Raw genomic sequence first — 26,963 nt, forward strand, 5'->3', positions numbered from 1 at the left:
CGGCGATGACCTCCGCCGCCGCCCGTCCGCAGACGCGGGCCGCGCCGTGGGTGGCGAGGTGCAGGGCGCCGCGGGGCGGGGCCTGCGGAACGCCCATCTCGACGACGACCGTGTCGGGGCGGGCGGCGAGGAGGGTGTCCAGGGCCGCCGTCATCCACGGGTGGCGGTGCTCGTCGCGGACCACGGCCACGATCCGCCGCTCCCCCGCCGCGATCAGGGCCGCGTGTCCCGCGTCCTCGCCGGCGAAGCTGCCCGTCTCGGTGCCGGGCAGCAGCCGGGCCAGTTCCGCGGCCACGCCCCAGGGGGTCTCGTCGCCGACGGCGATGTTGGCGACCGGGGTGAGGGCGGCGACGTACGGGGCGTCGGTGAGCGGGGTGAAGGGGGCGTCCGCGGTCCGGCGCAGTGCGCGGCGGGCGGCGACGAGGCCGATGTCGGTGAGCGCGCCGGACCGGTCGGCGGAGGCCGCTGCCGAGGCCGTCCAGCGGGCCAGGGCTCGGACCCGCTGCGCCGCGTCGGCGAGGCGTTCCTCCGGGAGTTCGCCGGCCCGGACCGCGGCGACCAGGGCGTCGCGCAGGCGCCGTACCGTCTCGTCGTCGGCGAGGCCGCCGCCCACGCAGATGGCGTCGGCACCGGCCGCGACGGCGAGGACGCTGCCGTGCTCGATGCCGTAGGTGCCGGCGATCGCCCGCATCTCCATGCCGTCGGTGACGATCAGGCCGTCGTAGCCGAGTTCGCCGCGCAGGAGGTCCGTCAGGATGCGGCGGGACAAGGTCGCCGGGTGCTCCGGGTCCAGGGCGGGGACCAGGATGTGGGCGCTCATCACGGCACGGCTGCCGGCGGCGATGGCCGCGCGGAACGGGGCCAGTTCGCGCTCGGCCAGCACGGCGGGGTCCACGGCGATGCGGGGCAGGGCGAGGTGGGAGTCGACGGCCGTGTCGCCGTGGCCGGGGAAGTGCTTGGTGCAGGCGGCGACGCCGGCCGCCTGGAGGCCGCCGACATAGGCCGCGGTGTGCCGGGCGACCAGGTCGGGGTCGGCGCCGAAGGAGCGCACGCCGATGACCGGGTTGCCCGGGTTGGAGTTCACGTCGGCCGAGGGGGCCCAGTTGAAGTCGACGCCGCAGGCCGCGAGGCGGCGGCCCAGTTCGAAGGCGACCTGCCTGGTGAGGTCGGTGTCGTCGACCGCGCCGAGGGCGTGGTTGCCGGGGAAGCTGGAGCCGGTCCGCACCTCCAGGCGGGTGACGTCGCCGCCCTCCTCGTCGATCGCGACGAGCACGTCGTCACGTTCGGTGCGCAACTGGGCGGTGAGCGCGGCGAGTTGTTCGGGGGAGGCGATGTTGCGGCCGAACAGTCCGACCGAGGCCAGGCCTTCGCCGAGCCGGCGCAGCAGCCAGTCGGGGGCGCTGGTGCCGGCGAAGCCGGGCTGGAGGACCGTCAGGGCGTCACGCGTCAGAGTGTCGGTGCCGCTGGCGAGTGTCGTCATCGGGGGCGTTATCCCTTCACGGCGCCCGCGGTGAGACCCGCGGCCATCTTGCGCTGGACGAGGAGGAACAGCACGACGATCGGGACGGCCATCAGGGTGGCGCCGGCCATCATCGGGGCGTACTCGGTGCCGTGCTTGGTGGTGAAGTTGCCGAGCCAGACGGTCGCGGTCTGGTTCTTCTGGCTGAGCAGCATGAGGGCGTAGAGATACTCGTTCCAGGCCTGGATGAAGCCGTAGACCGAGGTGGCGACCATGCCGGGGGCGAGCAGCGGGAAGACGACGCGCATGAAGGCGCCGGTGCGGGAGCAGCCGTCGACCATCGCGGCCTCCTCCAGCTCCTTCGGGATGTTGACGATGAAGCCGCGCAGGGTCCACACCGTGAAGGGCAGGATGAAGGTCAGGTAGGTGATGATCAGGCCGGTGAGGCGGTCGTACTGGCCCAGGTCGTTCAGGAGCAGGAAGACCGGAATGATCATGGCGACCAGCGGGACCATCTGGACGGCGAGGATGCCGACGATCACGACCTTGCGGCCGCGGAAGGCGAACCGCGAGATGGCGAGCGCCGCCAGCATGCCGACGACGATGCCGATCAGCACGACCGCGAGCGAGACGACGAGGCTGCGGGCGACCGGTCCCCAGAAGTCGGCGATGTCCATCGCGCGGCCGAAGTTGGAGAAGGTCAGTGCGGTGGGCAGCAGGCTCGGGTCCGGGTCGATGGCGTCCTTCGCCGGTTTGAACGCCGTGTTGAGCATCCAGTAGACGGGGAAGCCGACGATGACGAACACGAGGAGGCCGAGGAGGTTCCAGCCGAGCTTGGACTTCCGGCGGCCCGAGCCGCTGCCGGAGCCGCTCCTGGCCGGTGCGACGGCGCTTTCGCCGGAGCCGCTCTTCGCCGGGGCGATGGCGCTCATTCGACCTCTCCGATCTTCAGCATCTGGCGCATGTACACGGCGACCACACCGAGCAGCAGCAGCACGGTGATCAGGGCGATCGCGGAGCCCTGGCCGTAGTCGTTGACGACGAAGGCGCGGTCGTAGGAGTACGTCGTCAGCAGCTGGAACTCGGCCTCGGGATGGCCGTTGCGCATCACGAAGACCTGTGGGAAGACGCCCATGTCCCAGATGACCGACAGGGTCGTGAGCATCACGATGATCGGCTTGAGGATGGGCAGGGTGACGTACCGGAAGACGCCCCAGGCGCCGGCGCCGTCGAGACGGGCGGCCTCCTCCAGTTCCTTGGGGACCTGGGTGAGACCGGCGCTGAGGGTGATCACGACGAACGGGACGGCTCCCCAGATCACCAGCAGCATGATCACGGCCAGGCCCTGCGGCCCGCTCGCGAACCAGTTGTGGCCGATCATGTCGACGCCGGGCAGCCTGCTCAGGACCGCGTTGAGGATGCCGTAGTCCGCGTCGAACAGCCACTTGAAGACCGTGGTGGCCACGATGATCGGCATGCCCCAGCTGGCCACCAGCGCGATGTTGATGAGCGTCTTCACCCAGCCGGAGACCCGCTGGAGCAGCAGCGCGATCAGCATGCCGAGGACCATCGTGAAGATGACGCAGCCGGCCGCGAAGACGATCGTGCGCACGACGACCGACCAGAACTCGCTGTCGGCCAGCACGTTGGTGAAGTTGTCGAACCCGACCGACTCGGCGGGCTGGAAGCCCCACAGCTGGGACTGTCCGAACTTCTGGAAGGAGAGGGTGACCAGGCGGACGAGCGGATAGCCCATCACCAGCACCAGGATCAGCAGGCAGGGGGCGAGCAGCAGCCAGGGGGTGCCGGCTCCGGCGGAGCCCGCCTTGGCGCGGGGCCGCCGTGGCGCGGACGGCGGTGGCGGTGCCGGCCGCGGCGGCGGCACCTTGGCAGGGGTGGTCGTGTCTGCGGCACTCATCGCGCGCTCCTCAGCGGTCCCTCAGGTCGTACGAAGGCGAAGCCCCGTGGAGTACGGAGGCGGGGGCCCTCTCGGTCGCACGGACGGCGGGGCTCCGCCGCAGCGGAGCCCCGTCTCGCGTCACTACTTGGTGTTGATGACCTTGTCGATCTCGGCGTCCGCCTCCTTGGCGGCCTCCTCGACGGTCTTCTTGCCGGTGCCGATGGACTGGAGCATGGTCTGCAGGACCTGGGCCTTCTCGACCTGGCCCCAGCCGGGCGCCATCGGGACGAACCAGTTGGACTCGGCGGCGGTGGCCGGGACGACCGTCTTGGGGTCGTTCTTCAGGGTCGCGAGGTCGGTCTTGTTGTTGGGCAGGTTGCCCTTGGCCATCAGGCCCTTCTGGCCGGCCGGACCGGTGAACGCGTTGATCCACTCGGCGGCGAGTTCCTGCGCGTCAGACTTGACCGGGACGGCGAGGTCGGAGCCGCCCAGGAAGACGGGGAGGTTCTTGCCGGACGGGCCGGGCATCACGAAGTTCTCGAGGTTGCCCTTGAGCTTGCCGCTCTTGTCGTTCTCGGGGGCCTCGGCGGTCGCGCCCTCCCAGGCCGCGCCGAAGATCATGCCGGACTTGCCCTGGCCGTAGACGATGTAACGGTCGGACTCGTCCTTGGTCTTGTCGCCGTGCATGTACGTGTCGACGACGTTCTTGTACTCGCCCAGGCCCTTGAGGGACTCCGGGGAGGAGAGGTTGCCCTTCCACTGGCCGCCCTCCTCCTTCGCGATGGAGCCGCCGGCGTCGTAGACGAAGGACATGGCCGCGTACCAGTCACGGGTGGGCTGGTACCAGGAGCTGAACTTGTCGCCCTCCTTCTTCTGGACCTTGTCCAGGGCGGCGGTCAGCTCCGCGTAGGTCTTGGGGGCCGCCTTGACTCCGGCGGCGGCGAAGAGGTCCTTGCGCCAGTTGCCGACGCGGCCACCCGCGTAGTACGGCACGCCGTAGGTCTTGTCCTCGTACGTCACCGAGGCCTTGAGGCCGTCCAGCCAGGCGGAGGAGTTGTCGAACTTGCCGGCGTCGAGGGGGGCGAAGGCGCCCTTGACCATGTAGCCGAGCATCTCGGTGTTGCCCATCTCGACCACGTCGGGCACCTTGTCGGTGGCGAGGACCGCGTCGAGCTTGGCGTTCTTGTCGGGCCAGCCGTAGTACTCGTGGTTGATCTTCACGCCGGGGTGCTTCTTCTGCACCGCCGCGTCGGCGGCCTTGACCAGCTCGGGCCAGTTGTTCTGGGCGTCGACGGTCAGCCAGACCGTCAGTTCCTTGGCGTCGGTGCCCTTGTCGGAGCCACCGCTGTCCTTGTCGTCCCCGCACGCCGCGATGGAGACCATCATGCCCGCGATACCGATCGCGGCTATCAGCTTGCGCTTCACGCCAACCCTCCTCAGGGATGCCACAAACCCCCCTGCCTCCCCGCCGCGGTCGAGCGTCAACGCGTACCGTCCGTGGGACCAGGACCTGGACCAATGGTGTAGACCAGTAAGCCGGAGCTTGGCTCAGACCAATTGGGCTGTCAAGGGTGTTCAACCTGGGTTGAGTCGTCCGTTACGGGACCGCGATATGCAGGGACTTTTCAATTCGAGGGCGGCACATCGCCCCCCTTCGCGGGACTGGACCAATCGGCCACGCGTGACCTGCTGGACTAGACCAACAGGGGCCCCAGGGGTATACAGAAGAGATCACGGAGCTCGCGAGGTCACCGCGCTGGACACCCCGTCGGCAAACCCGTGCCACGATGTGAGCCGCGGCCGACAGGTTTGTCGGCCGCTTCGGCACCCGGAGCCGGGAAGGCAGGACATGAGCACCGACGTCAGCAGTGCGGAGAACGAGGGTGGGGCGACCGTCCGTACCGCGCGCGTGCCCAAGTACTACCGCCTGAAGAAGCATCTCCTCGACATGACGGAGACGCAGTCGCCCGGCACCCCGGTGCCGCCCGAGCGCACGCTGGCGGCCGAGTTCGACACCTCGCGCACCACCGTGCGCCAGGCGCTCCAGGAGCTGGTCGTCGAGGGCCGGCTTGAGCGCATCCAGGGCAAGGGCACCTTCGTGGCCAAGCCGAAGGTGTCCCAGTCGCTCCAACTCACCTCGTACACCGAGGACATGCGCGCCCAGGGTCTCGAACCCACCTCGCAACTGCTGGACATCGGCTACATCACGGCCGACGACCGCCTCGCCGAGCTGCTCGACATCACCACGGGCGGCCGTGTGCTGCGCATCGAGCGGCTGCGCATGGCCAACGGCGAACCGATGGCCATCGAGACCACCCACCTCTCGGCCAAGCGCTTCCCGGCCCTGCGCAGGTCACTGGTGAAGTACACGTCCCTCTACACCGCGCTCGCCGAGGTCTACGGCGTCCACCTCGCCGAGGCCGAGGAGACCATCGAGACCTCCCTGGCCACCCCGCGCGAGGCCGGCCTGCTCGGCACGGACGTCGGTCTGCCGATGCTGATGCTGTCCCGCCACTCCGTGGACAAGGAGGGCCTGCCGGTGGAGTGGGTGCGCTCGGTGTACCGGGGGGACCGGTACAAGTTCGTGGCGCGGCTCAAGCGGCCTGTGGAGTAGCGGTCCGTGGACTAGACGGGCGGTTCGGCGGGACGGCTGGGCTCCGCCGGCCATCCCCCGGGCCCGCAGAGCGTGGAGTATCGGGACCGATATGCGGACGAGGTCTTCCGCTTGGCTTTATCCGTCACCTACATTTCGTGCGCGTTGCACATGATCTGCTAGGGGACGGAGCCGCCCGATGTCAGAAGCCCCAGAAGTGAACAGAGGGCCGGTGGTCACGCCTTTGCGCGTCGTCATCGCCCTCTGTCTGTTCGCGCCCTTCGTGGCGATGCTGTGGGTCGGTTCGTACGCGAAGACCGACCCCGCGTTCATCGGCATCCCCTTCTTCTACTGGTACCAGATGCTGTGGGTGCTGCTCTCCACCCTGCTCACGGTGACCGCGTACAAGCTGTGGCAGTTCGACCAGCGCGGCCGTAGGAACCAGGGCGGAGGTGCGGCGAAGTGAACGACGGCGTGAACGGCGTGGCACTCGCCGTCTTCATCTTCTTCTTCCTGGCCGTCACCGTCATGGGCTTCCTGGCGGCCCGCTGGCGCAGGGCCGACGACGAGCACAGCCTCGACGAATGGGGCCTGGGCGGCCGGTCCTTCGGCACGTGGGTCACCTGGTTCCTGCTCGGCGGCGACCTGTACACGGCCTACACGTTCGTGGCGGTCCCGGCGGCGATCTACGCGGCCGGCGCGGCGGGCTTCTTCGCGGTGCCGTACACGATCCTCGTCTACCCGCTGATCTTCACGTTCCTGCCGCGCCTGTGGTCGGTCTCGCACAAGCACGGGTACGTGACGACCTCGGACTTCGTGCGCGGCCGGTTCGGCTCCAAGGGGCTGTCCCTGGCCGTGGCCGTCACCGGCATCCTGGCCACCATGCCGTACATCGCGCTCCAGTTGGTCGGCATCCAGGCCGTGCTGGACGTGATGGGGGTCGGCGGCGGCGAGGACACCAACTGGTTCGTCAAGGACCTGCCGCTGCTGATCGCCTTCGGTGTGCTCGCGGCGTACACCTACTCCTCGGGCCTGCGGGCGCCCGCGCTGATCGCGTTCGTGAAGGACACGCTGATCTACATCGTCATCGCGGTGGCGATCATCTACATCCCGATCAAGCTGGGCGGGTTCGACGACATCTTCGCCAAGGCGAGCGACGCCTTCGCGCAGCCCAACCCGGCGACGGGCGCGCCGCGCGGTGCGCTGGTGCCGGGCGACGCGGGCCAGTGGACGTACGCGACGCTGGCGTTGGGCTCCGCGCTGGCGCTGTTCATGTACCCGCACTCGATCACCGCGACGCTGTCCTCGCGCAGCCGTGAGGTGATCCGCCGCAACACCACCATCCTGCCGCTGTACTCCCTCATGCTGGGTCTGCTCGCCCTGCTGGGCTTCATGGCGATCGCGGCCGGGGTGAAGGTCAAGAACGGGCAGCTGGCGATCCCGCAGTTGTTCGAGGACATGTTCCCTGACTGGTTCGCGGGCGTGGCGTTCGCGGCGATCGGCATCGGCGCGCTGGTGCCGGCGGCGATCATGTCCATCGCGGCTGCGAACCTCTTCACCCGCAACATCTACAAGGACTTCATCAAGCCGGACGCCACCCCCAGGGAGGAGACCCGCGTCTCCAAGCTGGTCTCGCTCCTGGTGAAGGTGGGCGCGCTGGTCTTCGTCCTCACCATGGACAAGACGGTCGCCATCAACTTCCAGCTCCTGGGCGGCATCTGGATCCTCCAGACCTTCCCGGCCCTGGTCGGCGGCCTGTTCACCCGCTGGTTCCACCGCTGGGCGCTGCTGGCCGGCTGGGCGGTCGGCATGGTCTACGGCACGGTCGCCGCGTACGGCGTCGCCTCCCCGACCCAGAAGCACTTCGGCGGCTCGTCGAAGGAGATCCCCGGCATCGGTGAGATCGGCTACATCGGCCTCACCGCGTTCCTGCTGAACGTGGTGGTGACGGTGGTGCTCACCTTCGTCATGAAGGCCCTGAAGGCTCCGGAAGGCGTCGACGAGACGTCCCCTTCGGACTACACGGCGGACGCCGGCGACCCGGGCGTCAAGGTCGAACTGCCCCCGGCGACGGCGGGGGCGGGACACTAGCGGGAGGGAGCACCCCTCGTACGCATCCCGCAGCGGGCCGCCGAAGGCAAGTCGCCTCGGCGGCCCGCTGTCGTACGCGCGCTCCCGCCGGAACCACCCCCTGAGTTGACGCTGCGAAGCCAGCCCGACACAACATCTGGGGGTCGCACGGCGACCCGGCACAAGATGTATGCTCATGCTCGCTGTCGCCGCAGGGGAATCCGGTGCGAATCCGGAACTGTCCCGCAACGGTGTACTTGCGTGCGTATCGCTGCATTCACGCACGCATGGTCAGTCCGAGCACCTGCCGGCAGCGCACCCGGTCCGTCCGGCTCGGGTGCCCTGACGTCCGGGCCTCGCGGAATGGGCCGGTGGACGCGACGCGCCCCGCGCTCGTGTGCCGCCTCCTGCCCTGCGCAAGGCCCCCGCCGAGCGAGGGAGAGCCCCACGTGACCATCGCGCCAGCCGAACCGGTTTCAGCAGCCCTGGAGACCGACGGTCCCGGAGCCGCACTGCTGCGGACGCTGACCGAGCTGACCGCCGACCTTCCCGACGCCGACCCCGGCCGGGTCGCCGCCGCCGCCCTGCGGGGCCGGTCCGCGCGGGCGGACGAGCCGGAGCTGCGCGAGCTGGCCACGGAGTCGGCCGCCGGTCTCATCTCCGAGGATCCCGCCTACTCCCGGCTGGCCGCCCGGCTGCTGACGATCGGCATCCGCGCCGAGGCAGCCTCGCAGGGCGTCACCTCCTTCACCGAGTCCGTCGCCGTCGGCCACCGCGAGGGCCTGATCGCCGACCGCACCGCCGAGTTCGTGCGGCTGCACGCGGCCCGGCTCGACGCGCTGGTGGACACGGGCGCCGACGACCGCTTCGGCTACTTCGGCCTGCGCACCCTGTACGGCCGCTACCTGCTGCGCCACCCGATCACCCGCCAGGTGGTCGAGACGCCCCAGCACTTCCTGCTGCGGGTGGCGAGCGGCCTGGCCGAGGACGACACGGCCAGGTCCGTCGACGAGGTCGCCGCGCTCTACACGCTGATGAGCCGCCTGGACTATCTGCCGTCCTCCCCCACGCTGTTCAACTCCGGCACCCGGCACCCCCAGATGTCGTCCTGCTACCTCCTCGACTCCCCACTGGACGAGCTGGACTCCATCTACGACCGCTACCACCAGGTCGCCCGCCTCTCCAAGCACGCCGGCGGCATCGGTCTGTCGTACAGCCGCGTCCGCTCCCGCGGGTCGCTCATCCGCGGCACCAACGGGCACTCCAACGGCATCGTGCCGTTCCTGAAGACCCTGGACGCCTCGGTCGCCGCCGTGAACCAGGGCGGCCGGCGCAAGGGCGCCGCCGCGGTCTACCTGGAGACCTGGCACTCCGACATCGAGGAGTTCCTGGAGCTGCGCGACAACACCGGTGAGGACGCCCGCCGTACGCACAACCTCAACCTCGCGCACTGGATCCCGGACGAGTTCATGCGCCGGGTCGACGCCGACGGTCAGTGGTCCCTGTTCTCCCCGGCCGACGTGCCCGAGCTGGTAGACCTGTGGGGCGCTGAGTTCGACGCGGCCTACCGCGCGGCGGAGGCCCAGGGGCTGGCGCGGAAGACCATCGCGGCGCGTGACCTGTACGGCCGCATGATGCGCACCCTCGCCCAGACCGGCAACGGCTGGATGACGTTCAAGGACGCCGCGAACCGCACCGCCAACCAGACCGCCGAGCCGGGCCACGTCGTCCACTCCTCGAACCTGTGCACCGAGATCCTGGAGGTCACCGACGACGGGGAGACGGCGGTCTGCAACCTGGGGTCGGTGAACCTCGGCGCGTTCGTGGTCGGCGACGACCTCGACTGGGAGCGGCTGGACGAGACCGTCCGCACCGCCGTCACCTTCCTGGACCGCGTCGTCGACATCAACTTCTATCCGACCGAGCAGGCGGGCCGCTCCAACTCCCGCTGGCGTCCGGTCGGTCTGGGCGCCATGGGCCTCCAGGACGTCTTCTTCAAGCTGCGGCTGCCCTTCGACTCGCCCGAGGCCAAGGCCCTCTCTACCCGGATCGCCGAGCGCATCATGCTCGCCGCCTACGAGGCCTCCGCCGACCTCGCCGAGCGCAACGGCCCGCTGCCCGCCTGGGAGAAGACCCGCACCGCCCGGGGCGTGCTGCACCCCGACCACTACGGCGTCGAGTTCAGCTGGCCGGAGCGCTGGGCGGCGCTGCGGGAGCGGATCGCGGTGACCGGCATGCGCAACTCGCTGCTCCTGGCCATCGCGCCGACCGCCACCATCGCCTCGATCGCCGGTGTGTACGAGTGCATCGAGCCGCAGGTCTCCAACCTGTTCAAGCGCGAGACGCTGTCCGGCGAGTTCCTCCAGGTCAACTCCTACCTGGTGCGCGAGCTCAAGGAGCTGGGCGTCTGGGACGCCCGCACCCGCGAGGCGCTGCGCGAGGCGAGCGGCTCGGTCCAGGGATTCACCTGGATCCCCGAGGACGTACGGGCGCTGTACCGCACGGCGTGGGAGATCCCGCAGCGCGGCCTGATCGACATGGCCGCCGCGCGCACCCCGTACCTGGACCAGGCGCAGTCCCTGAACCTGTTCCTGGAGACGCCGACCATCGGCAAGCTCTCCTCGATGTACGCGTACGCCTGGAAGTCAGGGCTGAAGACGACGTACTACCTGCGCTCGCGCCCGGCGACCCGCATCGCCCGCGCCGCCCAGGCGCAAGCCCCCATTCCCGTGCAGCAGCTGGCCCCCGAAGAGGCCGTCGCCTGCTCCCTTGAGAACCCCGAGTCCTGCGAGGCCTGCCAGTAATGCGTGACAACCAGAAGAACCTGCTCGACCCGGGCTTCGAACTGACCCTGCGTCCCATGCGCTACCCCGACTTCTACGAGCGCTACCGGGACGCCATCAAGAACACCTGGACCGTCGAGGAGGTCGACCTCCACTCGGACGTCACCGACCTCGCGAAGCTGACGCCCGCCGAGCAGCACCTGATCGGCCGGCTGGTCGCGTTCTTCGCGACGGGCGACTCGATCGTCTCGAACAACCTGGTGCTCACGCTGTACAAGCACATCAACTCCCCCGAGGCGCGGCTCTACCTGAGCCGGCAGCTGTTCGAGGAGGCCGTGCACGTCCAGTTCTATCTGACCCTGCTGGACACCTACCTCCCCGACCCGGAGGACCGCGCCGCCGCCTTCGACGCGGTCGAGAGCATCCCCTCCATCCGAGAGAAGGCCGAGTTCTGCTTCCGCTGGATGGACTCGGTGGAGAAGCTGGACCGGCTGGAGTCGATGTCCGACCGCCGCAGGTTCCTGCTCAACCTGATCTGCTTCGCCGCGTGCATCGAGGGCCTGTTCTTCTACGGCGCCTTCGCGTACGTCTACTGGTTCCGCAGCCGGGGTCTGCTGCACGGCCTCGCCACCGGCACCAACTGGGTGTTCCGTGACGAGACCATGCACATGTCCTTCGCGTTCGAGGTCGTCGACACCGTCCGCAAGGAGGAGCCGGAGCTGTTCGACGACCGGCTCCAGGAGCAGGTCACCGACATGCTGCGGGAGGCCGTCGAGGCCGAGCTGCAGTTCGCGCGCGACCTGTGCGGGGACGGCCTGCCGGGCATGAACACCGACTCGATGCGCCAGTACCTGGAGTGCGTGGCCGACCAGCGGCTGAGCCGCCTCGGCTTCGCCCCGGTGTACGGCTCGGAGAACCCGTTCTCCTTCATGGAGCTGCAGGGCGTTCAGGAGCTGACCAACTTCTTCGAGCGCCGACCGTCGGCGTACCAGGTCGCGGTGGAGGGCACCGTGGACCTGGACGAGGACTTCTGAGTCCGGGCGGTCCGAGACCGGGCGGTCCGGGTCCGCGCCTCGCGCAGTTGGCGGTCGATCCGGCGTTCGTGGGCCAGCCCCACGAGCGCCGGGCCCGCGAGGAGGAGGAAGAGGACCAGGACGGTGAGGGCTCCGGTGAGTGCGTTCATGAGGTAAGCATCGTGCTCCCGTGACACTCCTGACAGTGGCAGGACTGCCGTACACCTTCAAATTCCTGCCACTGTGGGTGCACACTGGCCGCATGCTGAAGAACGTGGCCGCGATCCTCCTCGACGGCGTGCACCCCTTCGAACTGGGCGTGGTGTGCGAGGTGTTCGGCATCGACCGCAGCGACGAGGGACTGCCCGTCTACGACTTCGCCGTCGCCTCGGCCGAGGGGCCGACCCTGTCCACCCCGCACGCCGGCTTCACCATGAGCACCTCACACGGTCTGGAACGGCTGGAGAGCGCCGACCTGATCGCCGTACCGGCCGGGGACACGTACACGGCACGGGAGTTCCCGCCCGAGCTGCTCGACGCGCTGCGCCGGGCCGTGGACCGCGGGACCCGGGTGCTGAGCGTGTGCTCCGGGGTGTTCGTGCTGGCCGCGGCGGGGCTCCTGGACGGGCGGCGCTGCGCGGTGCACTGGCGGCACGCGGAACAGCTGGCCCGCGAGTACCCGCGCACGAGAGTCGAGCCCGACGTGCTCTACGTCGACGAGGACCCGGTGATCACCTCGGCCGGCACGGCCGCCGGCATCGACGCCTGCCTGCACCTCGTACGCAAGGAGCAGGGCCCCGAGGTCGCCAACGGCATCGCCCGGCGGATGGTCGTACCGCCGCACCGGGACGGCGGCCAGGCCCAGTACATCCAGCGGCCACTGCCGCGCTCGACCTGCGACACCGTGGGCGAGGTGCTCGTCTGGATGGAGCAGCACATCGACCAGGAGGTCACGGTCGAACAGCTCGCCGCCCGCGCCCACATGGCGCCGCGCACCTTCGCCCGCCGCTTCCAGCAGGAGACCGGCACGACGCCCTACCGCTGGATCCTGCGCCAGCGGGTGCTGCTCGCCCAGCAGCTGCTGGAGGCGTCCGACGAGACGGTGGACGCGATCGCCTGGCGGACCGGCTTCGGCACGGCGGGCGCGCTGCGGCACCAGTTCGTGCGGGCGCTGGGCACCACCCCGAACGCCTACCGGCGTACGTTCCGGGGCCCGGAGGCCGCCTGAACGCACGCCGGCAGGGTGACGGTCCCGGAGCCCGAGTCACAGGCTCTCACCGCGGGACGGGCTTCAGCCGCAGCCGCTGCGGACGCAGCGTGATGCCCACCCGCGTCGCGTCGACCGAGCCGGGGACCTGCTCGAAGCGGTAGCCGTCCGCGAGCACCGCCGTGACCAGCGTGAGCAGGGCCATCGAGAAGTGATCGCTCGGGCACTTGCGGTTGCCCACGCTGAACGGCCGCATCGCGTACTTCGGGATGTCCTTCGACCGCTCCGGAAGCCAGCGGTCGGGGTCGAAGTCGAGGTGCCGCTCGTAGGACCGTGGGTCGCGCTGGATGGCGTACGGGCTGTACACGATGTCGGCACCGGCCGGAATGCGATAGCCACCGAGTTCGGTCTCGGTGACTGCCCGCCGCGTCAATATCCATACGGCCGGACGCAAACGCATGGCCTCGATGACGACGTTGTTCGTGTGCGTGAGCTTGCGAACGTCGTCGAATGCGACAGGCCGTCCTCCCGTGACCTCGCGCACCTCGGCGCACACTTTGTCCGCCTGTTCCGGGTGGTCCGCGAGAACCAGCAACAGGGACATGATCGTGGAAGCGATGGTTTCGCTGCCGGGGGTGAGGATCGCGACGACCTGGTCGTGGATCTCCTGTTCCCCGATCGGGTCGCCATTGTCGTCCTTCGCTTCCAGCAATGCCGTCAGCAAATCGTCCGGCTTTTGACCGGATGCCCGGCGTTCGGCGACGATCTCGTCGACCAGGAGATGCAAATCGGCCAGGGCCCGGTTGAATTCGCGGTTGGCCGGAAGCGGCAGCCTGTAGAGCGGTCCGAGCGGTACCACCATGCGGTGGTACATCCCCTGGAAGACGCTGGCGAGCGCGATGCACAGCCGCTCGGCCCGCTCGTCCATGAACTGCCCGCGCAGCAGGCAGCGGGCCGCCACCCGCACCGCTATCCGGAACGACTCCGAGGTGCAGTCGATCGTCTCGCCGCCCTTCCACCGCTCGACGAGCGCGCGCGTCTCCTCCTCCATGATCGGCCCGTAGGCGGGGATGGCGTCGAGCCGGAACGCGGGCTGGACGGTGCGCCGCTGGCGGCGGTGGAGCGGACCGTTGGCGGTGGCCACGCCCTCCTTGCCGAGCAGCCCCTCCAGGGACTCCCACAGCGGTCCGGCGATGATGTAGTCGGGGCTGAGGGCCATCGCCCCGGTGAGGGCCGGTGTGGTGACGGCGTACACCGTCTTCGGTCCGAGCTTGATGCGAACGACGTCGCCGTGGTCGCGCAGGTGGCTCATGAAGGCCAGTGGGTCGCGGGCGAGCTTCCAGCCGTGGCCGAGAAGCGGAACCCCGCCGCCGGCCAATGGCGGCTCACGCAGTTCGGATGCCTCGGGTGTCACGGGTTTGACGGACTCGACGGTCATTTCTCACCTGCCGCTTCGTTGTTGACGTACGGGGGCGTGGACCGGTCGTCCCAGCTGTCGACCATGTAGCGGCCGGACTCGTGGTGGAACCAGTAGACGGAACTGAACCAGTTCCGCATATTCGCGAGACAGGCCCGGACAGCGGCGCCGAGTTCTTTTCCGTGGACCGTCCCGTCGGCCAGCCGGTCGGCCAGTCGTAAGACGTCCTTCTCGACGACGAGGAATTCGGATATGGATTCCTCGACGCGCCGCCTGACTTCCTCGACCGCCTCTTCGAGTGTCAGTCCCTCATGGGTGATGAGACTGATGCCGAGATTGTGCACCTCGTCGCCCGCGATTTCCTTCGGGAGCGAACAGAGGTCGTTGTACCAGGCGGCGAACTCCTGACTCAGCAGAGCCGCACGCCGATAGGCCGGGTGTTTCCGTACGGTTTCCGGGAGTTCGCATCCCGCACTCGGTTCCAGCAGATCCGTCCAGATCCAGTGCGCGAAAGTGAGCCGGCGCAGGGCCAGATACTCGTCGACGCTCGGGACGCGCCCTTCCGCCCGGTTGTGGAATTCCCGGTCGTACGCCTCGATCACCTCGTGGAAGTGGCGGGCGAACCGCGCGTTCCACGTCTTCGGGAGGAAGGAGTACAGCCGGCCCACACTGTCCGCGAGTCCGGCGACCAGCGGATCCTCGTGCTGCAGGTGCTCCGCCGGGAAGTCGAGGGCCGCGTGCAGCCGGCGCCTCAACTGCCGCCAGGCGGCGGCCCGGCCGTGCACGACGTCACGGTCGTGCCGGTCGTCCCAGACGAAGAACCACGCGCTGTAGTCGGCGATGGCCTGCATGACCTCGTCGGGGGCGCCGAGGTAGTAGCCCGCCATCAGGTCGGTGTAGCACAGGCCGTCGGCATATTCCGCGACCTTGTCCGGCGGCATGAGCCGCTTTTCCAGCAGCCACGAACGGGTGTTCTCCTGCAACTGAGGCCAATACGGATGCAGTTGCCGGGGAAACACCGCCTCGATGACCGGAAGGGAGAGCGATGGCGGAACCGCGACCGCGGTCACGGTCCCCGCGGTGCGGTATGTGGTGCGGTATGTGGTGCTGTATGGGAAAGCTGGCACGAACAACCCCTCTCAGCCGCCAGTTGGTACACGCCCCTCCCGCCGTGCCGGGCGTGCGCCGTTGCGTATCCCCGCACTTCCCATTCAGCACCACAACTGACCGTTCTGGGAACGGATTTGCTTCATTCACTACCCCAACACACCGAGATCCCCCCTTGTGTGACTGGATATGGATCAGCGGATGTGCATAAGCGATCGAACGTGCGTCGGACACACGAACGACGCCCGGCTGCCGGTGATCGCGGCCGGGCGTCGGGGGAGGCGAGGTGGCTCAGTCGTTGGGGACCACGGCGTAACGCGGTTCGTTCTCGGCCATCTGCCGCAGTGCTTCCTTGCGTTCACGCTTGGAGAGACGGTCGATGTAGAGGTACCCGTAGAGGTGGTCCGTCTCGTGCTGCAAACACCGAGCGAAGTAGCCCGTGCCGCGCACCTTGACCGGGTTGCCCTTCTCGTCCTGGCCGGTCACCTCGGCGTAGTCCGGCCGGGCCAGCGGCGCGTACGCGGTGGGCACCGACAGACAGCCCTCGTTGCTGTCGTCCAGCCGGCGCCTGTCCGCGGGCAGCTCCACCAGCTCGGGGTTGCAGACCACACCGGTGTGCCGGGCACCCTCGTCATCGGGGCAGTCGTAGACGAACACCTTCAGATCGACACCGATCTGGTTGGCGGCCAGGCCCACGCCCTCGGCGGCGTGCTGCGAGGCGAACATGTCCGCGACCAGCTTCTGGAGCTCCTCGCCGAACTCGGTGACGTCCCTGCACTCCTTGTGCAGCACCGGGTTCCCCACGACGGTGATGGGCCGCGCGGTCCCGGCCCGACGCCAGGCCAGCTCGCGCTCCTCCGTCTCCCCGGTGTCGATGACGAAGCCCTCGTCGTCCACGGGGAGCACTCCCGCGTGCTGCTGATCGGTGTCCTGCTGCGCCATGACCGACGTATGCCTTCCTGCAACCTGGAGGCCGCGAACCCGGAGACCGCAGCCTGAAAAACTTGCGAACCTGCGAGTACAGCCTAAAGGGAGCCGCCCCCGGGTCTCAGCAGACCTCTTCCAGATCCCGCCAGTCCCGCGAGTGCGGACTGTCCGCGACCCACCCGTCCAGCAGCCCCCTGACCAGCGAGGCCGGCGCGGCCACCCCACACTCCCGCTCGGGCACCCACAGCTGCCCGTCGGTGCGGTGACCGAGCGGTCCGGGGTGGCCCGGCTCACTGTGGTCGTGCGGGTCGAGATGCTCGCCGTCACCCTCGTCGGACGGCATCCGCGACTCGGAGCACATCCGGCACAGCAGCCGTACGGACGACGACCAGTCCTCGGCGGCGAAGCCTGCGTCGGCGGCCAGCTGCTCCAGCGCGTCGCGGTCCGCCTCCGTGGCCGCCTCCAGCAGGACCACCCAGGTCGGCACCGGCGAGGGCGCCCACAGCTCGATCTCGTCGAAGACGGGGTAGGAGTGCCCCACCGAGGTGGTCCGCTCGCCGTGCGGCACCCCGTCGTGCAGGACGACCTCGCCCCAGCGCCGCCCGGACGACGGCAGCGGGATCGACAGCACCTCTATCCGCGCGGGGTCCAGCCGCCGCCCCCACACCACCTCGGCCTCCCCCTCGGGCGACAGCCGTACGGCCGCGCTGCCCAGGTCCATGCCGAGGGGCTCACCGGCGGCGGTGGGGCCGCCCGGAACGTGCAGCCCGTAGGCCTGCCAGGAGCGCCGGGCCAGCGGCCAGTCCTGGAGGGCGGTGGCGGCGATGCCCACGTTCCACCAGTCGGGGGCGCCGGTCTCCCGGTCGAGCAGGGCGACCGCGCGGAGCCCGGCGGTGCGGGCCTGCTCCCAGTCGTGCCGGAACTTGTGCAGCAGGGCGAGGTTGAACCAGGACTCCGACAGCCAGGGCTCGAGATCGGCGGCACGGGTCAGCAGCGCGCCCGCGTCCTCGTACCGGCCGTCGCCGATCAGCGTGAACGCGCGATCGGTGGCCTGCCGCCAGGAGGCGGAGGGCCGGTGCCGTCCCTTGCCGAAGATCCTCACGATTCCCGCCTGCCAGTTCCGTACTGTGGGCTGGCCAGTGCCCCCGGACACTCTCTCCCTCGCATCCAACCACGTGTGGCTGGAAGGGCGCTCATTACCCATGGGTTACCCAGCCGCGGGCAGGGTCAGACAGTCCCGCGACAGCACCCTGGCCAGGGCTTCCACCACTTCGGGGGCGTACTCCCCGCCCGTGCCCAGCCGTAGTTCCTCCAGTGCCGTGAGCGGCCCGCCGGGGCCGGCGTCGCGCACCTTCTCCTCGTAGGCGTTGACCACCCGCACGATCCGCGCGGCCGTCGGCTGCTCCGGATAGGGGTCGGCCTGGCGCTCCACCACCATGGCGACCTGCGCGCTCGCCCCGGTCTGGCGGACGACGGCCCCGCCGAGCAGCGCGATGCGCCGCTGCTCGGCCGTCGGCAGCCCGGCCGTGGCCCCGGCGGGGACCGGATCGACGAGGCTGAGCTGCCCGATGTCGTGCATCAGGGCCGCGTACTCCAGCACGGTCAGCTCCGGCTCCGTGAGGCCCAGGTCCCGGCCGACCGCCTCGCTGAGCGCGGCGACCCGGCGGGCATGCCCGGCCGGCGTGTATCCGGCGATCTCGGTGGCGCGGGCCAGGGAGGCGATGGTCTGCCGGTAGGTGGCGCGGACGGCGGCGTAGCGGCGCAGGGACAGCTGGGTGAGCAGCAGCGGCACCGAGAACACCGGCAGCGCCCACAGGCCGACGACGGCCACCGCCAGCGCCATCACCGCGCCCGTCGCGGCCACCGCCGACCCTATTCCGGGGACGGACCGCAGCTCGTCACGCAGGAGCGGGGCGAACGGCCAGCCGGTGCGGGAGTGCGCGAGCGCGGCGGCCACGACGGCGTCGCACAGGGCGGTGAGGACGAGCAGCGCGAGCAGCAGCAGCGCGTAGGCGGGGCCGGTCCAGTGGTCGAACACCCCGTGGTTGTAGAGGGGCTGGAAGCAGACGGCGGCGAACCCGACGGCCAGCACGCGCCGGACCAGGTGGTCCAGGACGGGCCCCTGCCCGCGCGCGAGGTGCGGCACGCTGCCGAGCAGCGAGGCGGCCACGACGACGGAGACGACCTGGGCGACCCCGTGGTGCGTCGCGTGCCCGGCATGCTCCCCGAGCAGGGCGTACGACAGTGAGGCGGCCGAACCGAGCGGCGCGGCCTCGCGCAGTCCCGGCCCGCTCCACCGGGTCAGCTCGCCGACGGCCATGAGCACCCCGAAGGCGAGTGCCACGGACCGCTCCTCCAGCCCCGAGCGGAGCACGACGAGCAGCGACCCGACGACGAGGAGCACTGCGGCGGCACGCAGGAGGCTCAGGAGTCCGCCCGCCCGCGCCGTCCTCCCCCGGCCGTCGCTCAGGAGCCCGCCCGTCCGCGCCGTCCTCCCGCGGCGGCTCACCGCCGGACTCCCGGCCGCTCGGGAGCGGCGGCCGGGGACTGCGCCGGCAGGTGGGGCTCGTCGGCGGTGACGACCGGGTGCCAGCCGTCCCGGGCGATCACGCGGGTCAGCGCGGTGACCATACGGGGGTCGAAGTGGTCCCCCGCGCACCGCCGCAGTTCCTCCAGTGCCGCCGGCACGGGGCGGGCCCGGCTGTAGGAGCGGGTCGAGGTCATCGCGTCGAAGGCGTCGGCGACCGCCACCACGCGCGCGGGTTCCGGGATCTGACTGCCGACCAGCCCGTAGGGGTAGCCGCTGCCGTCCAGCCGCTCGTGGTGGTGGAGGATCGCCGAGCGGGCCTCGCCGAGGAAGGAGATGCCCCGGGTGATCTCGTGCCCGTACTCGGGGTGCAGCTCGATCACGCGCCGTTCCGCGGGCGTCAGCGGGCCGTTCTTGCGGAGCAGCCGGGTGGGCACGCCGAGCTTGCCGACGTCGTGCAGGATCCCGGCGAAGCGGATCACCTCGACCCGGTCCTCGTCCATGCCCAGCTCACGGGCGATCAGCATGGAGGCCTGCCCGACGCGTTCGCTGTGCCCGCGCGTGTAGCCGTCCTTGATGTCGACGGCCTGCACGAGCGCGCGGATCGTCGCCTGGTGGGCGGCGCGCTCCCGGTGGTACTGGGCGAACACCCACCAGGACACGCCCATCGGGAACAGCACGAGCAGTGCGGCGACCGGCCCGTAGGGGCTGTGCCACAGGACGGCCATCATCAGCCCGGCGAGCCCGTGCACCCCTACGGGTGCCAGGGAGCGCAGGAACAGCCCGTGCCAGGCGCGCCGCGGTGGCAGCCCCTCGGCCGGCGCGAGGATCCCGCCGTCCAGGACGGCGAGCACCAGGCACAGGACCAGGACTGCGGCCACGGCGGGCAGGAGGAGGGCGGGACTGTCGGACGCCTCCACGGCTTCCCGGCCGCCCAGCGCCTCGTGCGTGCGGGACGCGGCCCACACGCCGAGCGCCAGCCGGGCGGCCCGCCAGACACGCCGCAGCGCCACGGGGCCGTGTTCCACCCGCGACAGCAGGGCACCCGGCAGCGGCACGAGCGCGGCCACGGCGGCCGGAAACAGAAAAGCCCCGGCCAGCAGGACGGGGTAGAGGGTGCCGGCGAACCGGCGGCGGGCGACACGCTCCCCGCACGCGTACAGCGCGGCGAGCAGCAGGACCGGCCACCAGGGCGTGCGGTCCGTCGTCAGTGGGAGCAGGCAGCACAGCGCGCCGACGGCGGCGCAGACGACGTACACCCGCGCCCGTACCGGAATGCCGTCCATGTCGCCCTCCCCCCGGCCACGCCTGGTCCAGACTTCGGAGCCTAGGGTGGCGGGGGGTGGCGACGCGGGCGTATCACCCGCGGATTAGCACCTTCGGGTGACGTCGGTGCCGTCCTGTGCGTCCTCAGGACAAGGGGCCTAAGGGGCCTGATGGGCCTGCGGGGTTCAGGACTCCTGCGGGGTGACCGACACGTCGTGGTCGGGCACGGCCTGGCCGGAGCGGATCAGCTCGATCCGGCCCATGACCTTCGAGCGCAGGTCGGTCGGCACGTCGTCGTGGCCGCAGCAGCGCTTGACCAGCTTCTTGACGGCCTCTTCCAGCCCGTACTTCTCCAGGCACGGCGAGCACTCGTTGAAGTGCTGCTTGAACTTGTCGCGGTCCATGTCCGGCATCTCACTGTCGAGAAACTCGTAGAGATGGTCGAGGACCTCACCGCAGTCCGTCTCGTGCGGCTCTCCACAGCTCATGACCCAGAGCCTTTCGCTTCGTTCGACTCTCCGGCGCCGGCCGGGACCAGCCCGCGCTCACGGGCGTAGTCCTCGAGCATTCCGCGCAGTTGACGGCGGCCTCGGTGCAGCCGGGACATCACCGTACCGATGGGTGTCCCCATGATGTCCGCGATCTCCTTGTACGCAAAGCCCTCTACGTCCGCGAGATAGACGGCGATGCGGAACTCCTCGGGGATCGCCTGAAGTGCCGCCTTCACGTCCGAGTCGGGGAGATGGTCCAGTGCCTGCGACTCGGCGGAGCGCAGACCCGTGGACATGTGCGACTCGGCACGCGCCAGCTGCCAGTCCTCGATCTCCTCGGCCGCGCTGCGCTGGGGTTCGCGCTGCTTCTTGCGGTACGAGTTGATGAAGGTGTTGGTCAGGATCCGGTACAGCCAGGCCTTGAGATTGGTGCCCTCGCGGAACTGGTGGAAGGACGCGTACGCCTTGGCGTAGGTCTCCTGCACCAGGTCCTCGGCGTCCGCCGGGTTGCGCGTCATGCGCAGCGCGGCCGAGTACATCTGGTCGAGGAACTCCAGCGCGTCCCGCTCGAAGCGCGCGCTGCGCTCCGTGGTGGACTCCGCGGGCGTCCCCACGTCCGTGCCCTGGCCCTCGGGCAGCTCCGCCTGGCCGTTGTCGGTCCCTGCGTCGGTACCGGTGACCGGACCCACCTCCTCAAGATCACGGGCAGGACCGAGAGCGGTCCCACTCGAATCGGAGGATAGACGACTACCCGTCCCACCCGCCGCTCGAATAGGAGCGGTCTTGGCCGCGTGCAGCACCGTCCAGTCCAGGTCGGTGCGGCTGGGGCAGATGGTCGAACCCATGCGCCGGACTTCCTCTCCCACGACATCGGTGCTGCGTGTTCAGCACTTCTGCCCCGCTCAACAGCCGTGCGCCCCGCAACATTCCCCGCTGTTCACCCGAGTGACCCGGCCCACGGGAGGACCGCCGCGGTGACCGTCTCCAGTGCCTGGTCCTGGGTGACGGGGGCCCGCTTGGGCACGGCGAACCCGTGATCGCCGTAGGGCACCTCGACGAGGTCGTACGTCCCTTCGGGGAACTCCTCGGGCCTGCCGAAGGGATCGTTGCCGCCCTGGACGACGAGCGTGGGCACCCCGGCGCCCAGCAGCTCGGCGGCCCGTGACTTCTCGGGCCTGCCGGGCGGGTGGAGCGGGAAGCTGAGCGCGAGAACGGCGTGCGCGCCGAGTTCGCCGGCGGTACGGCAGGCCACGCGCGCGCCCGCGCTGCGCCCGCCGGAGATCACCGGGAGCCCGCCCCGCGCGACGGCCGGCCAGATCCCACGCCAGCCGACGTCCAGTGTCTTCGGCGCGGGCGCCACCTTCTTGCCGGCGACCCGCCAGGGCTGCTCGACGAGCGCGACGCTGACGCCGTGCCCGGGGAGCGCTCCGGCGAGCGCGCGCAGGTCCCGCGCCTCGATGCCGCCACCGGCGCCGTGGCTCACGGCGAGGACGAGCCGGGGCCGCTTCGCCCGGTGCCAGGTGATGCGGGCGGGTCCGGCATCGGTGTCGACGGTCTCGACCGCCTCGGCGGCTCCGGCGGTCCCGGAGGTCTCGTCAGTCATGTCCGTCACATTCGTCCCGTCGGTCACATCAGAAGAGTGTGCCCTCCTCGGGCCCCTCCAGCTCCTTCAGCAGCTCCGCACCGTTGTTGCGGACGTTGCTCACGGCCGTGGACACCGGATAGGCGCGCATCAGGCCGGGCGGAGGCGGGTCGAGCAGCGGACGCAGCTCCTCGACCTCGGTGCGGGACGGGTCCAGCCAGGCGTCCCAGCGGTCGGGGGTGAGCATCAGGGGCATCCGGGGATGGATGTCGTACAGCGTGCGCGGGCCCTCGGCGGGCGCCCCGGCCAGCGGGCTCGTCTCCGCGTCGGTGGTGACCACCGAGCAGGTCGCCCACCAGGCCTGCGGATGGTCGTCCGGCAGCGTGCGGTCGCGCCAGAACTCGTACAGCCCGGCCATCGCGAAGACCGAGCCGTCGGCCGGGAGCACGAAGTAGGGCTGCTTGCGGGGCCTCTTCTTCCGGCCCTCGACCTCCAGTTCGCGCTCCTGCTGTCCGGTGACCCACTCGTAGTAGCCGTCGGCAGGGATGATGCAGCGGCGCGTGGCGAAGGCACGGCGGAACGACGGCTTCTCGTGGACGGTCTCCGCGCGCGCGTTGATCATCCGGGCCGCGCCCTCGGGGGTCTTCGACCAGGACGGGACGAGCCCCCACCTGAGTCTGCGCAGCTGGCGAACCGGGCGCGGGTCCGGCACGTCCTTCAGAGGACGGTCCAGGACCACGTGGACCTCCTTGGTGGGGGCCACGTTGAAGTCGGGTTCGAGGGTCTCCTCGGGCTCCCACTTCTCGATTTCAAAGACTCCTGCGAGATCCTCGGGCTGGCGACTCGCCGCATACCGTCCGCACATACGTGCCACACTGCCAGATTCCTTAGGACAAGAGGAGCCACCGGAAACCATGGCCAGCACCGCCGCCACCGCGCTGCCCGACCTCTGGGACCGGCTCGTCGGCACCCAGACCGACCCCGATCTGTGGGTGGTGATCGCCACCATGGCGGCCGCGCTCGCCGTGGTCGTACCGCACACTCTCTGGCGCCTCTCCCGCAACGCCATCACGATCGCCCACGAGGGCGGCCACGGTCTGGTCGCCCTGCTCACCGGCCGCCAGCTGACCGGCATACGCCTGCACTCCGACACCAGCGGCCTGACGCTCAGCCGGGGCAAACCGCACGGCCTCGGCATGATCCTCACCGCGGCCTCCGGTTACACCGCTCCCCCGCTGCTGGGCCTGGGCGGTGCCGCACTGCTCGGCGCCGGCCGCATCACGCTGCTGCTGTGGCTGGCGACGGTGCTGCTGGTCGCGATGCTGGTGATGATCCGCAACGCGTACGGAGTACTGACGGTGGTCCTCACCGGCGGCGCCTTCCTGCTGGTGTCCTGGCTGGCCGGCCCGCAGGTGCAGGCGGCGTTCGCGTACGCGGTGGTGTGGTTCCTGCTGCTCGGCGGGGTGCGCCCGGCCTTCGAGCTCCAGGCGAAGCGCTCGCGCGGCGGGGCCGGCGACTCGGACGCGGACCAGCTGTCCCGCCTGACCCACGTCCCGGCGGGCCTGTGGCTGTTCCTCTTCCACGCGGTGAGCCTGTGCGCGCTGCTGGGCGGCGGGCGCTGGCTGCTGGGCCTCTGAGCGGGCCCGTCGGGGGCAGCCCCGCGGACCCCGGCCGACCCCCACGCCGGACCACCTCGGCCATGCCCTGCTTATACAGTGGGCCCATGGCCCCGAACCCCACCCACACCGCCCTTTGGCCCGCCCCGCACGCGAGCGAGGCCGTCGACGCGACGGTCCACGTGCCGGGGTCCAAGTCGGTCACGAACCGCGCTCTCGTCCTGGCCGCCCTGGCCTCCGAGCCCGGCTGGCTGCGCCGCCCCCTGCGCTCCCGCGACACCTTGCTGATGGCGGGCGCCCTGCGCGAGATGGGTGTGGGCATCGAGGAGGGCGTGGGGCCCGACGGGACCGGCGAGGCCTGGCGTGTGCTCCCCGCGGGGCTCCGCGGCCCGGCCACCGTCGACGTCGGCAACGCGGGCACGGTGATGCGCTTCCTGCCGCCGGTCGCCGCCCTCGCCGACGGTCCTGTCCGCTTCGACGGAGACCCGCGTTCGTACGAGCGTCCCCTGACCGGTGTCATCGACGCCCTGCGCGTGCTCGGTGCCCGCATCGACGACGACGGCCGGGGTGCGCTGCCGCTGACGGTGCACGGCGGCGGCGCGCTGGACGGCGGCCCGGTCGAGGTCGACGCCTCGTCCTCGTCGCAGTTCGTGAGCGCCCTGCTGCTGTCGGGCCCGCGCTTCAACCAGGGCGTCGAGGTCCGTCACACCGGCGCCACGCTGCCCTCCCTGCCGCACATCCGGATGACGGTGGACATGCTGCGCGCGGTGGGCGCCCAGGTGGACACCCCGGAGTCCGGCGGTGAGCCGAACGTGTGGCGGGTCACGCCGGGCGCGCTGCTCGGCCGGGACCTGACCATCGAGCCGGACCTGTCCAACGCGCAGCCGTTCCTGGCGGCGGCGCTGGTCACCGGCGGCCGGATCGTCGTCCCGGACTGGCCGGCCCGGACCACCCAACCGGGGGACCGGCTGCGGGAGATCTTCACCGAGATGGGCGGTTCCTGCGAACTCACCGAGTACGGCCTGGTCTTCGCCGGATCGGGAGCGATCCACGGCATCGACGTCGACCTCGGCGACGTCGGCGAGCTGACCCCCGGCATCGCGGCGGTCGCCGCCCTCGCCGACTCCCCCTCCACCCTGCGGGGCGTCTCGCACCTGCGCCTGCACGAGACGGACCGGCTGGCCGCGCTCACCAAGGAGATCAACGAGCTGGGCGGCGACGTCACCGAGACCGCCGACGGCCTCCACATCCGCCCGCGCCGGCTGCACGGCGGGATCTTCCACACCTACGACGACCACCGCATGGCCACGGCCGGCGCGATCATCGGCCTGGCGGTGGAGGGCGTACAGATCGAGAACGTGGCGACGACGGCGAAGACGCTGCCCGACTTCCCCGACCTGTGGACCGGGATGCTCGGGACGTCCGGGGTATAGGGACTTTCGCCATGCGCCGCTACGGCAAGCACACCGACGAGGACGACATCCGCAGCCGCCCGAACCGCAAGGGCAACCGGCCGCGTACGCACATCCGGCCCAAGCACGAGGGCGCGGCCGAGGGCATGGTCCTCACGGTCGACCGAGGCCGGCTCACCTGCCTCGTCGACGGCCGCATCGTGATGGCGATGAAGGCCCGAGAACTGGGCCGCAAGGCCGCGGTGGTCGGGGACCACGTCGCCCTGGTCGGTGACCTGTCGGGCGAGAAGGACACCCTCGCGCGCATCGTGCGCATCGCCGAGCGCACCTCGGTGCTGCGCCGTACCGCGGACGACGACGACCCGTTCGAGCGGGTGGTGGTCGCCAACGCCGACCAGCTGGCCATCGTGACCGCTCTGGCCGACCCCGAGCCGCGCCCGCGGCTGATCGACCGGTGCCTGGTAGCGGCGTTCGACGGCGGTCTGACCCCCCTGCTGGTCATGACCAAGTCGGACCTGGCGTCCCCGGACAAGCTGCTGGAGCTGTACGGCCACCTCGACATCCCCTACGTCGTCACCAACCGTGAGGAGCTGGCCGGCGGCGAGGCGGCGGACGTGGTGCGCGAGCAGCTGACCGGACGGATCACGGCGTTCGTCGGCCACTCGGGCGTCGGCAAGACGACGCTGGTGAACGCGCTGGTCCCCGAGGAACGGCGCCGGGTGACCGGCCACGTCAACGCGGTGACGGGCCGTGGCCGCCACACCACCACCTCGGCCCTCGCCCTGCCTCTGAACGGCACCGACGACTGGGTCATCGACACCCCGGGCCTGCGTTCCTTCGGGCTGGCCCACATCGACCCGGCCCGGGTGATCCTCGCCTTCCCCGACCTGGTGCCGGGCACGGAAGGCTGCCCGCGCGCGTGCAGTCACGACGAGCCGGACTGCGCGCTGGACGCGTGGGTCGCCGAGGGACACGCGGACCCGGCGCGGCTGTACTCGCTGCGACGTTTGCTCTCGACCAGGGAACGCACGGAAGGCGACTGACCTTCGCGTGTTTGGGTGCGCCGGGGTTCGGTAAGTGCATAATCGCACCGAGCCGCTTACACGGGAGGACAGCACATGGCGTGGCTGCTGGTCATCGTCGCGGGAATGCTCGAGACCGGCTTCGCCGTCTGCCTCAAGCTGTCACACGGTTTCACCAGGCTGTGGCCGACGGTCGCGTTCTGCGTCTTCGCGCTCGGCAGCTTCGGTCTGCTGACCCTCTCCCTCAAGAAACTCGACGTGGGCCCGGCGTACGCGGTCTGGACCGGCATCGGGGCGGCCGGCACCGCGATCTACGGAATGATCTTCCTGGGCGACCTGGTCTCCGTCTTGAAGATCATCTCGATCAGCCTGGTCATCATCGGAGTGATCGGCCTCCAGCTGTCAGGCTCGGCCCAGTAGCTTCGCGGGTCGGTTCGCGTCCTCCGGGCCCGTGGGCCGATTCAGCCCGTCCGCGCCTCTGGGGTCGATCCAGCCCGTCCGGCGTTGAGGACAAGGCCCGTTCAGGGCCGATGCGGGGGTCTGGGGGCGCAGCCCCCAGGTTCGGGACGGG

General features: G+C 70.4%; 24 protein-coding genes and 1 riboswitch. Of the genes, 10 read left to right on the forward strand and 14 right to left on the reverse strand.

Going from position 1 to position 26,963, the window contains the following annotated elements; all coding sequences use genetic code 11:
• The 4 genes from BZL64_RS03455 to BZL64_RS03470 form a co-directional block, all read right to left on the reverse strand.
• On the reverse strand, positions 1-1,480 hold a 1,480-nt coding region (locus BZL64_RS03455), incomplete at its 3' end, for a glycoside hydrolase family 3 protein (protein ID WP_086766007.1).
• 8 nt (positions 1,481-1,488) lie between these two features.
• Complete coding sequence (locus BZL64_RS03460; RefSeq protein WP_086766009.1) at positions 1,489-2,391, reverse strand: carbohydrate ABC transporter permease; 903 nt, start codon at positions 2,389-2,391, stop codon at positions 1,489-1,491.
• A complete protein-coding gene (locus BZL64_RS03465) occupies positions 2,388-3,377 on the reverse strand; it encodes a carbohydrate ABC transporter permease (RefSeq protein ID WP_086766011.1) in 990 nt (329 codons plus the stop codon). Before BZL64_RS03465 ends, BZL64_RS03460 begins: the two co-directional genes overlap by 4 nt.
• Before the next feature lie 123 nt (positions 3,378-3,500).
• Positions 3,501-4,784, reverse strand: coding sequence for an extracellular solute-binding protein (locus BZL64_RS03470; protein WP_086766013.1), 1,284 nt, complete (start codon positions 4,782-4,784; stop codon positions 3,501-3,503).
• A gap of 424 nt (positions 4,785-5,208) precedes the next feature.
• On the opposite strand from BZL64_RS03470, the gene BZL64_RS03475 reads away from it, so the two are divergent.
• The 6 genes from BZL64_RS03475 (at position 5,209) to BZL64_RS03505 (ending at position 13,046) form a co-directional block, all read left to right on the forward strand.
• A complete protein-coding gene (locus tag BZL64_RS03475; protein ID WP_086766015.1) occupies positions 5,209-5,973 on the forward strand; it encodes a GntR family transcriptional regulator in 765 nt (254 codons plus the stop codon).
• A 178-nt stretch (positions 5,974-6,151) separates the two neighbouring features.
• A complete protein-coding gene (locus BZL64_RS03480) occupies positions 6,152-6,418 on the forward strand; it encodes a DUF3311 domain-containing protein (protein ID WP_086766017.1) in 267 nt (88 codons plus the stop codon).
• Positions 6,415-8,043, forward strand: a complete 1,629-nt coding sequence (gene mctP / locus BZL64_RS03485; protein WP_086766019.1) for a monocarboxylate uptake permease MctP — start codon at positions 6,415-6,417, stop codon at positions 8,041-8,043. The genes BZL64_RS03480 and mctP overlap by 4 nt, the downstream gene beginning before the upstream one ends.
• Before the next feature lie 182 nt (positions 8,044-8,225).
• A riboswitch (adenosylcobalamin-variant (AdoCbl-variant) riboswitch) is annotated at positions 8,226-8,336 on the forward strand.
• Between the two features lie 135 nt (positions 8,337-8,471).
• Positions 8,472-10,826, forward strand: a complete 2,355-nt coding sequence (locus tag BZL64_RS03490) for a ribonucleoside-diphosphate reductase subunit alpha (RefSeq protein WP_086766021.1) — start codon at positions 8,472-8,474, stop codon at positions 10,824-10,826.
• A complete protein-coding gene (locus tag BZL64_RS03495; protein WP_086766023.1) occupies positions 10,826-11,839 on the forward strand; it encodes a ribonucleotide-diphosphate reductase subunit beta in 1,014 nt (337 codons plus the stop codon). Before BZL64_RS03490 ends, BZL64_RS03495 begins: the two co-directional genes overlap by 1 nt.
• Positions 11,840-12,080: 241 nt before the next feature.
• On the forward strand, positions 12,081-13,046 hold the full coding sequence (locus BZL64_RS03505; protein WP_086766051.1) for a GlxA family transcriptional regulator: 966 nt from the start codon (positions 12,081-12,083) through the stop codon (positions 13,044-13,046).
• A 46-nt stretch (positions 13,047-13,092) separates the two neighbouring features.
• Here the strand turns inward: BZL64_RS03505 and BZL64_RS03510 are convergent, their stop codons facing one another.
• The 10 genes from BZL64_RS03510 to BZL64_RS03555 all read right to left on the reverse strand — a co-directional run bounded on the left by BZL64_RS03510 (position 13,093) and on the right by BZL64_RS03555 (position 23,207).
• Positions 13,093-14,463 carry a bifunctional albaflavenone monooxygenase/terpene synthase gene (locus BZL64_RS03510; protein ID WP_086766027.1) on the reverse strand — a complete coding sequence of 457 codons (1,371 nt, stop codon included), beginning with the start codon at positions 14,461-14,463 and terminating at the stop codon, positions 13,093-13,095.
• Positions 14,460-15,569: an epi-isozizaene synthase gene (gene cyc1 / locus BZL64_RS03515; protein WP_397682874.1), complete on the reverse strand. Its 1,110-nt coding sequence runs from the start codon at positions 15,567-15,569 to the stop codon at positions 14,460-14,462. The genes BZL64_RS03510 and cyc1 overlap by 4 nt, the downstream gene beginning before the upstream one ends.
• A 271-nt stretch (positions 15,570-15,840) precedes the next feature.
• Positions 15,841-16,491, reverse strand: a complete 651-nt coding sequence (def, locus tag BZL64_RS03520; RefSeq protein WP_086766031.1) for a peptide deformylase — start codon at positions 16,489-16,491, stop codon at positions 15,841-15,843.
• Positions 16,492-16,597: 106 nt separating this feature from the next.
• A complete protein-coding gene (locus tag BZL64_RS03525; RefSeq protein ID WP_086766033.1) occupies positions 16,598-17,578 on the reverse strand; it encodes a tetratricopeptide repeat protein in 981 nt (326 codons plus the stop codon).
• A gap of 105 nt (positions 17,579-17,683) precedes the next feature.
• Complete coding sequence (locus BZL64_RS03530) at positions 17,684-18,904, reverse strand: HD-GYP domain-containing protein (protein ID WP_425276010.1); 1,221 nt, start codon at positions 18,902-18,904, stop codon at positions 17,684-17,686.
• Between the two features lie 77 nt (positions 18,905-18,981).
• The gene (locus BZL64_RS03535) at positions 18,982-20,289 is read right to left on the reverse strand and encodes an HD-GYP domain-containing protein (protein ID WP_086766035.1); all 1,308 of its coding nucleotides are present in this window, start codon (positions 20,287-20,289) and stop codon (positions 18,982-18,984) included.
• 165 nt (positions 20,290-20,454) lie between these two features.
• Positions 20,455-20,757, reverse strand: coding sequence for a mycothiol system anti-sigma-R factor (rsrA, locus tag BZL64_RS03540; RefSeq protein WP_086766037.1), 303 nt, complete (start codon positions 20,755-20,757; stop codon positions 20,455-20,457).
• Positions 20,754-21,449, reverse strand: a complete 696-nt coding sequence (sigR, locus tag BZL64_RS03545; protein ID WP_190047056.1) for an RNA polymerase sigma factor SigR — start codon at positions 21,447-21,449, stop codon at positions 20,754-20,756. The genes rsrA and sigR overlap by 4 nt, the downstream gene beginning before the upstream one ends.
• A gap of 248 nt (positions 21,450-21,697) precedes the next feature.
• Positions 21,698-22,363 carry an alpha/beta hydrolase family protein gene (locus BZL64_RS03550; RefSeq protein WP_086766056.1) on the reverse strand — a complete coding sequence of 222 codons (666 nt, stop codon included), beginning with the start codon at positions 22,361-22,363 and terminating at the stop codon, positions 21,698-21,700.
• A gap of 28 nt (positions 22,364-22,391) precedes the next feature.
• Positions 22,392-23,207 (reverse strand): SOS response-associated peptidase, encoded by an 816-nt coding sequence (locus tag BZL64_RS03555; protein ID WP_086766041.1) that lies wholly within the window; start codon positions 23,205-23,207, stop codon positions 22,392-22,394.
• Between the two features lie 49 nt (positions 23,208-23,256).
• Between BZL64_RS03555 and BZL64_RS03560 the strand changes: the two genes are divergently transcribed.
• The 4 genes from BZL64_RS03560 (at position 23,257) to BZL64_RS03575 (ending at position 26,812) form a co-directional block, all read left to right on the forward strand.
• Entirely contained in the window at positions 23,257-23,979 is a 723-nt protein-coding gene (locus BZL64_RS03560) for a M50 family metallopeptidase (protein WP_086766043.1), read from the forward strand.
• Between the two features lie 86 nt (positions 23,980-24,065).
• Entirely contained in the window at positions 24,066-25,391 is a 1,326-nt protein-coding gene (gene aroA / locus BZL64_RS03565; protein ID WP_086766045.1) for a 3-phosphoshikimate 1-carboxyvinyltransferase, read from the forward strand.
• A gap of 11 nt (positions 25,392-25,402) precedes the next feature.
• On the forward strand, positions 25,403-26,413 hold the full coding sequence (rsgA, locus tag BZL64_RS03570) for a ribosome small subunit-dependent GTPase A (RefSeq protein ID WP_086766047.1): 1,011 nt from the start codon (positions 25,403-25,405) through the stop codon (positions 26,411-26,413).
• Between the two features lie 75 nt (positions 26,414-26,488).
• On the forward strand, positions 26,489-26,812 hold the full coding sequence (locus BZL64_RS03575; protein WP_086766049.1) for a DMT family transporter: 324 nt from the start codon (positions 26,489-26,491) through the stop codon (positions 26,810-26,812).
• Positions 26,813-26,963 lie beyond the last annotated feature (151 nt).

It is taken from the genome of Streptomyces bobili (genome assembly GCF_002154575.1).
In the GTDB taxonomy this organism is placed as follows: Bacteria; Actinomycetota; Actinomycetes; order Streptomycetales; family Streptomycetaceae; genus Streptomyces; species Streptomyces bobili.